The sequence below is a fragment of the Rhodococcus sp. P4_B6 genome, from assembly GCF_056402215.1.
Genome location: NZ_JBFUHV010000050.1, coordinates 23,934 through 35,113, shown reverse-complemented (window position 1 = coordinate 35,113; position 11,180 = coordinate 23,934). Strand labels below are relative to the sequence as shown.

Genomic DNA, 11,180 nt, shown 5'->3' with positions numbered 1-11,180 from the left:
TCAGGCTCCGATCGTGACGGGGTTGGGGGTCGTGCGGCCGCGCGGAAAGCACGCGATCCCGAGCGCGACCACGGCGGCGACGGTGACCGGGGCGGCCCACCGCAGGAGGGKGTAGTCGCCGCTGGGGTCGAAGATCTCGGCGCGCGGCCAGGACAGGTTGACAACCATCAGCGCGCCGTAGCCGACGGCCAGGATGTTCACGGGCAGTCCGAACCGTCCGAGCGAGAACAGCGTCCGACCGTCCGCGTCGACCTGCGGTCCCCCGTGCGGCCAGCCCTTCAGCCTGCGCAGCAGGAGCGGCACCGTGACCATCAGGTAGGCGAGGTAGATCAGGATGATGCAGACGCTCGAGAGGGTCGCGAAGATCGCGGAGTTCCCGACGTTGACGGCGAGGATGCCGATGCACACGAGGCCGATCAGCACGGACGGCGCGATGGGTGTTCCGGTGCGGGGGTTCACCGTCGACAGAATCCGCGAGGCCGGCAGCCGGCCGTCCCTGGCCATCGAGAACACCAGCCGCGATGCCGCCGTCTGGATGGCGAGCGTGCAGACGAAGACGGCGATCGCGACGTCGACGAGGAGCAGGGTTCCCCACGGGGAGCTGAGGATCGACGAGAGCACGTACGGCAGTCCCTCGGCGGCGAGACGGCCGTCCGTCAGGCTCGGCGCGGCCATCAGGGCGCCGATGATCATCAGCCCGCCGCCGAGCGCCGACACGGACAGCGCGAGGCGGATCGTGCGCGGTGCGACCCGGCGCGGGTTCCTGGTCTCCTCGGCGAGTTCGCCCGCCGAACCGAACCCGACCATCACGTATGCCGCCATCAGCCCCGACACGATCCACGCCCATCCGTAGCCGGGCGATGCGCCCGCCGTGCCGGTGTCGAACACGACGTCCGGTCCGCGCCGGGCGTGAGTGAGGAACATCCCGACCACCGCGATGACCCCGACGATCTCGCAGGTCACACCGATGTTGTTGATCCGGGACATCCAGTTGACGCCGATGCAGTTGATGAACGTGGTCAGCACGAGCAGGACGGAGCCGAGGAGCACCGCGTTGGCGGCACCGCTCGCGGACGTCAGTGTGCTGTCCTCCCCGATGATCTGGAATCCGCTCCACACGTTGGGGAGAACCACCTGCAGGGCGATGGCCGCGGCGGACGCCGTCACCATCTGCGCGAGGATCATGAACCAGCCGGCGAACCAGCCGACCACCTCGCCGCCCATCCGGCGGGACCACTGGTAGATCGCCCCCGAGATGGGGTACCGGGCGGCGAGTTCGGCGAAGTTGAGCGCCACCATGAACTGGCCGGCGAACACCACCGGCCACGTCCAGAAGAAGGCGGGCCCGGCAAACCCGAATCCGAGCCCGAAGAGCTGGAAGATCGTGGTGAGGATGGAGACGAACGAGAAGCCGGCGGCGAACGACGCGAACTTGCCCAGGGAGCGGTGGAGTTGCTGCTCGTAGCCGAATTCGCCGAGGTCGCCCGTGTCGTCGACGCCGGACGGGCGGAGAGGTGCGGGAGCCGGCGCGGTCGGCACCTGCGCAGTCCTTGTGGGTGTACTCAAGGGCGTACTCCTTCGGCGAGGGGCAATATCTGTCGCTCGATAGTTTTCTCGCGGAGAGGCCTCGATGGGTGACGCCCGCGTATCCAGATCGCGGTCGGCCGTAACAGCATCGTTGCCTACGTTTCGGTCGCGTGACGAAACCCTCACGGAGGGTGGTCGGGGTCGGCTCCGGACGCGACCTGACATCATGGAGCGGTGACCACAGGGCCGGGACGACCCCGACTGACCAGTCAGCGCAGACCAGGGCAGACCACTCCCGAGGAGATCCTCGACGCGGCCGGAGAGTTGTTCACCACCAAGGGTTTCGCCGCCACCTCGACCCGGCGGATCGCGGAGATGGTCGGCATCCGGCAGGCGTCGCTCTACCACCACTTTCCCAACAAGGAGGAGATCCTGGCGGCGCTGCTCKAGGAAACGGTCTCCCCCGCGCTCGCCGCCGCCGAGCGGCTCACCGGCGCCGACGCCCCCGCCACGGTGCGCCTGCACGCGCTGGCCACCTACGACGTCACACAACTCACGGCCACCAGATGGAATCTCGGTGCGCTGTACCTTCTCCCGGAACTGCTGACCGATCGATTCGAGCCGTTCCGCACCCAGCGCACCCTGCTCCGCGGGCACTATCGGCAGCTGGCGGACCGGGCGCTCACGGAAATCACCGGCGAATCCGGCAGCACCTCCCCAGCCCTGGCCGACCTGCCGTTCCGAATCGTCGAGAGCGCCATCGCAACCCGCGCCGACATCGAACGCGGACTGCTGCCCGGGCCCGAGAACGAGGGCGCTGCCGGACTCCTCGCCGACGCCTGCCTCCGCGCACTCGGATGGACGGACCCGCTGGACGAAATCCGGGCGAAGTCGCGCGCACTGCTCGCCGAGACCGAGGGCGGAACACCCCTTCACCTCTAGCCGGGCATGTCGTTCCCGTGCGATAAAGTCTGGCGAACGCTTAACACTGGGGGGTTATCTTGAGCGAAGTCTTCGTCGTCACGGACGGCATCAGGAAATACGGCGCCACCGCTGCGCAGGCCGCCGAACAGATCAGCAGCGCCGCCGCACTCGATCTCGGCGCGAATCTCGCGGCGCTCGCGCCCGTGTTCGGCCCGATCGGAGCCGACTTTCTCGCGTCCTTCGCTGCCGCGCAGGCACGTCACGCCACATCGGTCGCCGAACTCGCAACGCACTACGCGCAGACCGCGATCGCGGCCGACGCCACCGTCCGGTCCTACGACTCCGTCGACGGCGCCAACGGCGCAGCGCTCGGCGCCGTCGGCGACGGGCTCGGGGGCCTCGCATGACCTCCCCCGAAGCCGCCGGTCGTCCCGCCGAGCCCGGATCTGTTCTCGACCTGATCCAGGGCTCGCCCGTCGGCGACGCCCTCGCCACACCACTGCCGAGCACCCCGCTCGAGGCCCTGCAGAATTCCCCGCTCGGCCCGTTGCTGGATGCGCCGCTCGGTGAGCTGCCACCGTTGCCGGCCCTGCCGTCGTTGCCGCCCCTGCCACCGAACCCGGTCGAGGCACTGCTGCAGGGGCACGCTCTGCCCGCACTGCCGGGTGTGGACGAATTGTTCAAGCCGCTCACCGATCTCGCCGGGAGCTTCGGCACCGGCACGTTCGGCTCGTTCGACCCGACGTCCGTCCTCGACATGTCCTCGGGCCTGATCGACCAGGCCATGTCGATGAGCCTGTCGGGTCTGAAGGTCCTCGACCAGATCTGGCAGAGCCAGGCGGCGCAGGCGGCGCAGTCCCAGGGTGTGCAGGCCCAGGCGAGCGGCACCGAACTGAGCGAACGTGGCACGGAGATCGCGACCACCACCCAGACCGCCGCCGCGTCCGTGGCGCGGGGCAACGCGAATCTGATGACGATCACGGAGTCGTTCGCGGCCACCGCGGTCGCCGCCGCGCCGATGGTGATGACTCCGCCCGGGCAGGCGATGCTTCTCGCGTCCGCGGCCGAGCACATCAAGGCGGCCATCGGAGTGGTGACGCAGACCCGCACCGAACTGAACGAGCAGACCCTCACGATGAACGGTCTCGCCGCGCCGGTCCCGGTACCGCCGCCCCCGGCACCCGGAGCCGTGGCGGGAGCGGCACCGACGTCACCGTTCGCTTTCGCGTCCACCGTCATCGAGGGCGTGGGCAAGCCGATGATCTCCACCGTCACCGACGGCGTCGGAGACCTCGTGTCGGCGAGTACCCAGGCTGCCAGTGTCTCCTCGTCCGATCTGCCCGCCGACACCGTCGCGGCGAAATCCGCCGTCACCCCGGCACACGGTGCCGTCGGCGGAGTGCCCGGCGCGGTGGGCACGGCCGGCGGCGCGGGCATCGGCATGTACGGCGGCGGCGCGGGCGGAAACATTTCGGCGGGAAGCAGTTCGGTACCCCGCGGAGCGGTTTCCGGGGCGGTCGTGCCCCCGGCGACTGCGACCCCGACGACACCGGGCACCGCTCCGGCACCCGGCGCCACTCCGGCCGCCTCGTCCCCTCTCGCACCGGGCGGGGCAATGGGCGGCGCCGGCATGGCGGGCGCGGGGCGCGGCGGCGACGAACAGCTGAGCGGCCGGTCCACACCGAGCTACCTCGTCAACGCCGGCGAGAACAACGCGTTCGTCGGCGACCTGCCGATGGTCGCGCCCGCCGTGATCGGCGGCGAGGATCTCGACGACGCCGCGTTCGGCGATCGGGGCTGATCGCTCAGTCGAGCAGTGCCGCCACCTCGTGATCGGTGAGCGTGGTGGTGGGCACGCGGCCCTCCGAACGCACCAGTTCCACGGCCCGGAACAATGCGCGTTCGGGGAGGGCCGCGCCGCGCGCTTCCGCACGGAGTTGCTCGATGAGGACCGACGCGATCGCCGCAGCCGGTACCAGCTCACTGGTCGTCAGGGCGTCCGCCAGCCTGCGGAGCCCGAGGATCTCGAGTTCCCGGCCGCCGTCCGTCGTGTAGAGGGCGAGCGGAATCGCGAGGCTCCCGTCGGGATCCGTGATCCGGACACTCACCTCGCTGACCCGGGCCGAACGGACCACCAGTTCCGCGGCCACCGCGTGGGTGACGTCGACGTGCCGGCTGCGCAATCCCCCCGTCGACCGGATCCGCCCGGCCTGCAGCGTGATGCGACGCCGCAACGTGAGGAGCGCGGACGCGGCGGTCGGGACGGCGATCACGGCCCCGACCGTCACGCCGACCCACACCGGGCCGAAGAACCCGACGACGACGCCGACCACGACACCGATCAGCACGGCGATCGCCGCGACCTTCTTGAGCCGCGGCGCGATCAACGCGATCGGGACGAGGTCGAGCGACACCGGCGCGGTGTCGTCAGGCGCCAAGGATGGCTCCGACGCGCGCGAGAACATCCGCCGACGACACCGATTCCTGATCGCCGGTGGCGAGATTCTTGATTCCCACCGTGTCCTCGGCGATGTCGCGGTCGCCGAGCACCAGCGCCAGCGCGGCGCCGGACCGGTCTGCGGCCTTCATCGCGCTCTTCACGCCGCGGTTGCCGTACGCGAGATCGACTCGAATTCCCTGGGCGCGCAACTGCTGCGCGATCACCACCAGCTTCGCCTTCGCCTCCTCGCCCAGCGGGACGCCGAAGACCTCGCAGCGGGCCGTCGAGCCCGCGGTCTTGCCCTCGGCGGCGAGCGCCAGGACGGTGCGGTCGACGCCGAGCCCGAAACCGATGCCGGACAACGGCTGACCACCCAGCTGGGCCATCAGACCGTCGTAACGTCCGCCGCCGCCGATTCCCGACTGCGCGCCGAGACCGTCGTGGACGAACTCGAACGTCGTCTTCGTGTAGTAATCGAGGCCGCGGACCATCCGCGGGTTGACCACGTACGGCACCCCCAGCGCGTCGAGGTGCGCGAGCACCTCGTCGAAGTGCGCCTTCGCCGTATCCGAGAGGTGATCGAGCATGAGCGGGGCGTCCGCCGTCATCTCGCGCACCTCCTTGCGCTTGTCGTCGAGCACCCGCAGCGGGTTGATCTCCGCCCGCCGACGGGTCTCCTCGTCGAGGGGAAGCGCGAACAGGAACTCCTGCAACCGTTCCCGGTACTGCGGACGGCACGTGTCGTCGCCGAGGGACGTGACCTCCAACCGGAAACCCTCGAGACCGAGGCCGCGGAAACCCGCGTCGGCGACGGCGATGACCTCGGCGTCGAGTGCCGGGTCGTCGACGCCGATGGCCTCGACCCCGACCTGCTGCAACTGGCGGTACCGGCCGGCCTGCGGTCGCTCGTAACGGAAGAACGGGCCGGCGTAGCTCAGCTTGACCGGCAACTGGCCGCGGTCCAGGCCGTGCTCGATCACGGCCCGCATGACACCCGCGGTGCCCTCGGGCCGCAGTGTCACCGAACGGTCACCGCGGTCGGCGAACGTGTACATCTCCTTGCTGACGACGTCGGTGGACTCGCCGACACCGCGGGCGAACAGCCCGGTGTCCTCGAAGATGGGAAGTTCGATGTGGCCGTATCCGGCCAGACGCGCAGCGCGCGTGAGTCCGTCACGGACCGCGACGAACTCGGACGACTGCGGCGGGACGTAATCGGGGACGCCCTTGGGGGCGGAGAAGGTGCTGGCTTTGCTCACTGTCGTTACTTTTCCTTATTTCGATCCCGGGAGTCCAACGAGAAACGGGTTCGACCCACGTTCGGCGCCGACGGTGCTCGAACCGCCGTGCCCGGGGAGGACCGCCGTGTCGTCGGCCAGGACCAGAAGCTTGTCGGCGATGGACTGCAGCAACTGTTCGTGGTTGCCGCCGGGCAGGTCGCTCCGGCCGATCGATCCCTGGAACAGCGTGTCACCGGTGAGGGCGATCTCGACGGGGCCGTTCTCGGTGACGACCCGGGTGCGGAACACCACGGACCCCTGCGTGTGCCCGGGGGTGTGGTCGACGGCGAACGACATCCCGGCCTGCTCGATCACGTCGCCGTCGGCCAGTTCGATCACCTCACCGGGCTCGACGAACGTCATGCCCTCGATGAACGGCTTCATCGTCGGGCCGATGCCGCGGCCGGGGTCCGACAGCATGTAGCGGTCCTCGGGGTGGATGTACGCGGGGATCCCGAACTTCTCGCAGACGTCGTAGGCGTTCCAGACGTGGTCGAGGTGTCCGTGGGTCAGCAGCACCGCCGTCGGGGTCAGATTCGACTGGTCCAGGAACTCGAACAACGGTTCGGCGGCATCCTGCCCTGGGTCGACGACGACGCACTCCGGGGCATCGTCCTGCGCGAGGATGTAGCAGTTGGTCTGAAACATCCCGGCCGGGAATCCTGTGACGAGCACGCGCGACGCTCCTGTTCGAGTGGTCATTGCAGTCGCTACAGCCTAAGCCGCCGCCCCGCCAGGATGTTCTCAGGTTCGGATGGCAGACTCTGGAGGTCGTGTGCCGGGGGCAGTTCGCACCGGCCAACGGCCCTATCGACCGACTTCCAGCCAGACCGACACGGGAGGACCACCGCAGTGCCGAGCAACGAGCAGCGCCGGGAAGCAGCGAAACGAAAGCTCGAGCGTCAGCTCGAACGCCGCGCCGACAGAGCACGCAAGCGTAAGCAGCTGACCATCGCCGGTTCGGTGCTCGGTGTCGTGCTCGTGGTGGCCGCCGGCGCCGTCGTCTTCTCCCTCACCCGCGGCGACGACGAGGCGACGGAGGCATCGGCGGCGGAGTCGGTGTCGGCGTCACCGCAGTCGCCCGGTGTGATGCCCGCAGGCCGGTCCGAACCGCTGCCCGAGAAGGTGTCCTGCACGTACACCCCCGACAGTCAGCCGCCGGCGAAGCAGGTTAACCCGCCGCGCGCCGACGAGATCGACACCACGCTCCGGGAAGTCAGCGTCAGCATGCAGACGACGCAGGGAAACATCGGTCTGGTCCTGGACAACGCCGACTCCCCGTGCACGGTCAACAACTTCCTGAGCCTGGCGAGCCAGAACTACTTCGACAACACCCCTTGCCACCGGCTCGTCACGTCCGAGGGACTGAAGGTCCTGCAGTGCGGCGATCCCACCGGCGCGGGCACCGGCGGTCCGGGCTACGGGTTCGCCAACGAATTCCCCACCGACCAGTACGAGGCGTCGGATCCGGCGCTGCAGGTTCCGGTGACCTACCCGCGCGGCACGATCGCGATGGCCAACAGCGGTCAGCCCGACAGCAACGGCAGCCAGTTCTTCCTCGTCTACGCGGATTCGCAGCTCCCCCCGCAGTACACCGCGTTCGGGAAGGTCGACGAGACCGGTCTCGCGACCATCGAGAAGGTGGCGGCGGCCGGTGACGACGGATCGATGCAGGCCGGCGGCGGCAAGCCGAACCTGCCCATCGACATCACGTCCGTCCGGATGGACTGACGTCACGTGTGAGGATGGACCGATGAAACGCACCTCGATTCTCGTCGCAGGCGTGAGCCTCGCGGTCCTCCTCGCCGGCTGTTCGGATTCGTCCGACTCCGGCGGCTCGTCGACCAGCACCTCGTCGAAGGCGGCCGCCACGAGCGCGGCGGAGCAGTCGCTCGACCTGTCCAAGTTCGGCACGCTCCCCGCGGTCCCGGCTCCCGCCGGGGCCACCGTGGACTGCACGTACCCGGCGGGGCGGCCCGCCGTCAAGGACGTCACCCCGCCGCCCACGTCCGGTGTGTCCACCGTGGGCACGGTTCCCGTCGATCTCCAGACCAGCGCCGGACCGATCGGCCTGGTCCTGGACCGCGCCGAGGCCCCGTGCACGGTGAACAGCTTCACGAGCCTGGCCCAGCAGGGGTACTTCGACGACACCCCCTGCCACCGGCTGACGACCGAAGTGGGTCTGCAGGTGCTGCAGTGCGGCGACCCGAGCGGGGCGGGCACCGGCGGCCCGGGCTACGGATTCGACACGGAGTACCCCGAGACCGCGTTCGCGCCGAACGATCCGGCACTCGCGAATCCGGTGGTCTACCCCCGCGGCACCGTCGCGATGGCCAACAGCGGGCAGCCCGGCAGCAACGGCAGCCAGTTCTTCCTCGTCTACGCCGACTCGGTGCTCCCGCCCAACTACACCGTCTTCGGTTCGATCTCCGAGGAGGGCCTCGCGACCGTCGAGAAGATAGCGGCCGACGGCGACGACGGATCCATGTCCGCAGGCGGCGGCAAGCCCAACACCCCGGTACAGATCGAGACCGCGAAGGTCGGCTGACCCCGCACCCGACCGCACGAACGGGACGGTCGTTCGATCTGCTCGAACGACCGTCCCGTTCGTCGCCGGGAACAAGCGCTAGGCGGCGGACGTCACCCGGTACACGTCGTACACGCCCTCGACGTTGCGGACCACGTTCAGCACGTGCCCGAGGTGCTTCGGGTCGCCCATCTCGAACGTGAACTTACTGATCGCCACCCGGTCGCCGGACGTCGTCACCGACGCCGACAGGATGTTGACCTTCTCGTCCGCGAGCGCCTTCGTCACGTCCGACAGCAACCGGTGCCGATCGAGCGCCTCGATCTGAATGGCCACCAGGAACACCGACGACGGGGACGGCGCCCACTTGACCTCGATGATCCGCTCCGACTGCTCCTGCAGGGAGCCGGCGTTGGTGCAGTCGGTCCGGTGGACGCTGACCGCGCCGCCCCGGGTCACGAAGCCCATGATCTCGTCGCCGGGAACGGGTGTGCAGCACTTGGCGAGTTTGGCGACCGTGCCCTCCGCGCCGGGAACCAGCACACCCGCGTCGCCGGTGCTCCGCGGACGCATCGGCATGGTCGACGGGGTGGACCGCTCGGCCAGCTCCTCCTCGACGTCGCCGACCCCGCCCAGATGGGCCACCAGACGCTGGACGACGTGCTGCGCCGACACGTGACTCTCGCCGACCGCCGTATACAGCATCGACACGTCGGTGTAGTGCAGTTCGTGTGCGATGGACGCCATCGACTCGGCGTTCATCAGGCGCTGCAGCGGCAGGCCGACCCGCCGCACCTCCTTCGCGATAGCGTCCTTGCCCGCCTCGAGCGCCTCTTCGCGGCGTTCCTTGGCGAACCACTGCCGGATCTTCGTCTTGGCGCGCGGCGACACGGCGAACGTCTGCCAGTCGCGGCTCGGACCGGCGTTGACGGCCTTGGAGGTGAAGACCTCCACCACCTCGCCGTTCTCGAGCTTGCGTTCGAGCGCCACCAGCCTGCCGTTGACCCGGGCGCCGATACAGCGGTGCCCGACCTCCGTGTGCACCGCATACGCGAAGTCGACGGGCGTCGACCCGGCGGGCAGGGTCACCACGTCGCCCTTGGGGGTGAAGACGAAGATCTCCTTGACCGCGAGGTCGTAGCGCAGCGACTCCAGGAACTCACCCGGGTCGGCGGCCTCACGCTGCCAGTCGAGGAGCTGACGCATCCACGCCATGTCGTCGACCTCGGCGACGTCACCGGAGTGCCTGCCCTTGGTCTCCTTGTACCGCCAGTGCGCAGCGATGCCGAACTCCGCGGTCCGGTGCATGTCGTGGGTGCGGATCTGCACCTCGAGGGGTTTGCCCTCGGGTCCGACGACGGTGGTGTGCAGCGACTGGTAGACGCCGTAGCGCGGCTGCGCGATGTAGTCCTTGAACCGGCCGGCCATCGGCTGCCACAGCGAGTGGACGACACCGACGGCCGCGTAACAGTCGCGGACCTCGTCGCACAGGATCCGCACCCCGACCAGGTCGTGGATGTCGTCGAAGTCGCGGCCTTTGACGATCATCTTCTGGTAGATCGACCAGTAGTGCTTGGGCCTGCCCTCGACGACCGCGTTGATCCGCGACGCGGTCAGGGTCGCGTTGATCTCCGCGCGCACCTTCGCCAAGTAGGTGTCGCGGGACGGCGCCCGGTCGGCGACGAGCCGCACGATCTCGTCGTACTTCTTGGGATGGAGGATCGCGAAGGACAGGTCCTCGAGTTCCCATTTCACGGTGGCCATGCCGAGCCGGTGGGCCAGCGGCGCGATCACCTCGAGCGTTTCGCGGGCCTTGCGGGCCTGCTTCTCGGGTGGCAGGAACCGCATGGTCCGCATGTTGTGGAGCCGGTCGGCCACCTTGATCACCAGCACGCGCGGATCGCGGGCCATCGCGATGATCATCTTGCGGATGGTCTCGCCCTCGGCGGCGTTGCCGAGCACCACCTTGTCGAGTTTGGTGACGCCGTCGACGAGGTGCGCGACTTCTTCGCCGAACTCGTCGGTCAGCTGGTCGAGGGAGTAGCCGGTGTCTTCGACGGTGTCGTGGAGCAGGGCCGCGACCAGGGTGGTCGTGTCCATCCCCAGTTCGGCGAGGATGCTGGCGACGGCGAGCGGATGCGTGATGTACGGGTCGCCCGACTTGCGGCGCTGGCTGGCGTGCCGTTCCTCGGCAACGTCGTAGGCGCGCTGCAGGAGCGCCAGGTCCGCCTTGGGGTAGAGCTCGCGATGCAGACTGACGAGGGGTTCGAGAACCGGCCGGATGGTCGTGTTCCGCTGACCTGTGATGCGCCTGGCGAGTCGCGCTCGTACCCGGCGCGATGCGGACGCCGGAACGGCGAATCCCTGTGCTCCACGGTTGTTACCGGAAGCCGGGTTCGCTGCAGGTGACTCGGCATCGGATTGCGCAGACGCGGGTGTTCCCGTGTTCTGCGACCGATCAAGATTCGAAGTCATGCCGTCA

At 69.1% G+C, this 11,180-nt stretch carries 10 protein-coding genes; 5 read left to right on the top strand and 5 right to left on the bottom strand.

The window, feature by feature from the left end; genetic code table 11:
- Positions 1 to 1,539 carry an amino acid permease gene (locus tag AC1DWT_RS23320; protein ID WP_477922404.1) on the bottom strand — a complete coding sequence of 513 codons (1,539 nt, stop codon included), beginning with the start codon at positions 1,537 to 1,539 and terminating at the stop codon, positions 1 to 3.
- 222 nt (positions 1,540 to 1,761) lie between these two features.
- On the opposite strand from AC1DWT_RS23320, the gene AC1DWT_RS23315 reads away from it, so the two are divergent.
- The 3 genes from AC1DWT_RS23315 to AC1DWT_RS23305 are packed head-to-tail and all read left to right on the top strand — an operon-like array spanning position 1,762 to position 4,252.
- Positions 1,762 to 2,469, top strand: coding sequence for a TetR/AcrR family transcriptional regulator (locus AC1DWT_RS23315; RefSeq protein WP_477922389.1), 708 nt, complete (start codon positions 1,762 to 1,764; stop codon positions 2,467 to 2,469).
- Positions 2,470 to 2,528: 59 nt separating this feature from the next.
- On the top strand, positions 2,529 to 2,858 hold the full coding sequence (locus AC1DWT_RS23310) for a type VII secretion target (RefSeq protein WP_477922388.1): 330 nt from the start codon (positions 2,529 to 2,531) through the stop codon (positions 2,856 to 2,858).
- A complete protein-coding gene (locus tag AC1DWT_RS23305; RefSeq protein ID WP_477922386.1) occupies positions 2,855 to 4,252 on the top strand; it encodes a hypothetical protein in 1,398 nt (465 codons plus the stop codon). The genes AC1DWT_RS23310 and AC1DWT_RS23305 overlap by 4 nt, the downstream gene beginning before the upstream one ends.
- A gap of 4 nt (positions 4,253 to 4,256) precedes the next feature.
- Here AC1DWT_RS23305 and AC1DWT_RS23300 read toward each other — a convergent pair whose 3' ends face one another.
- From AC1DWT_RS23300 to AC1DWT_RS23290, 3 genes are read right to left on the bottom strand one after another with little or no spacing between them, the layout of a single operon-like run.
- Entirely contained in the window at positions 4,257 to 4,916 is a 660-nt protein-coding gene (locus tag AC1DWT_RS23300; protein WP_206015403.1) for a hypothetical protein, read from the bottom strand.
- Entirely contained in the window at positions 4,879 to 6,150 is a 1,272-nt protein-coding gene (hisS, locus tag AC1DWT_RS23295) for a histidine--tRNA ligase (protein ID WP_206015402.1), read from the bottom strand. Before hisS ends, AC1DWT_RS23300 begins: the two co-directional genes overlap by 38 nt.
- 15 nt (positions 6,151 to 6,165) lie before the next feature.
- Positions 6,166 to 6,846 (bottom strand): MBL fold metallo-hydrolase, encoded by a 681-nt coding sequence (locus tag AC1DWT_RS23290; protein ID WP_174705493.1) that lies wholly within the window; start codon positions 6,844 to 6,846, stop codon positions 6,166 to 6,168.
- Between the two features lie 177 nt (positions 6,847 to 7,023).
- Here AC1DWT_RS23290 and AC1DWT_RS23285 point away from each other — a divergent pair, with 177 nt between their 5' ends.
- Both AC1DWT_RS23285 and AC1DWT_RS23280 read left to right on the top strand, forming a co-directional pair.
- Positions 7,024 to 7,902, top strand: coding sequence for a peptidylprolyl isomerase (locus AC1DWT_RS23285; RefSeq protein ID WP_387488771.1), 879 nt, complete (start codon positions 7,024 to 7,026; stop codon positions 7,900 to 7,902).
- A 22-nt stretch (positions 7,903 to 7,924) separates the two neighbouring features.
- Entirely contained in the window at positions 7,925 to 8,719 is a 795-nt protein-coding gene (locus AC1DWT_RS23280) for a peptidylprolyl isomerase (RefSeq protein WP_072942230.1), read from the top strand.
- A 78-nt stretch (positions 8,720 to 8,797) separates the two neighbouring features.
- Here AC1DWT_RS23280 and AC1DWT_RS23275 read toward each other — a convergent pair whose 3' ends face one another.
- Complete coding sequence (locus AC1DWT_RS23275; protein WP_072942231.1) at positions 8,798 to 11,173, bottom strand: RelA/SpoT family protein; 2,376 nt, start codon at positions 11,171 to 11,173, stop codon at positions 8,798 to 8,800.
- Positions 11,174 to 11,180 lie beyond the last annotated feature (7 nt).

Excerpts from the sequence above, each read along its gene's own strand:
- AC1DWT_RS23305 (WP_477922386.1), top strand. The coding sequence starts at position 2,855 with ATGACCTCCCCCGAAGCCGCCGGTCGTCCCGCCGAGCCCGGATCTGTT.
- AC1DWT_RS23300 (WP_206015403.1), bottom strand. The coding sequence starts at position 4,916 with ATGTTCTCGCGCGCGTCGGAGCCATCCTTGGCGCCTGACGACACCGCG.
- AC1DWT_RS23280 (WP_072942230.1), top strand. The coding sequence starts at position 7,925 with ATGAAACGCACCTCGATTCTCGTCGCAGGCGTGAGCCTCGCGGTCCTC.
- AC1DWT_RS23275 (WP_072942231.1), bottom strand. The coding sequence starts at position 11,173 with ATGACTTCGAATCTTGATCGGTCGCAGAACACGGGAACACCCGCGTCT.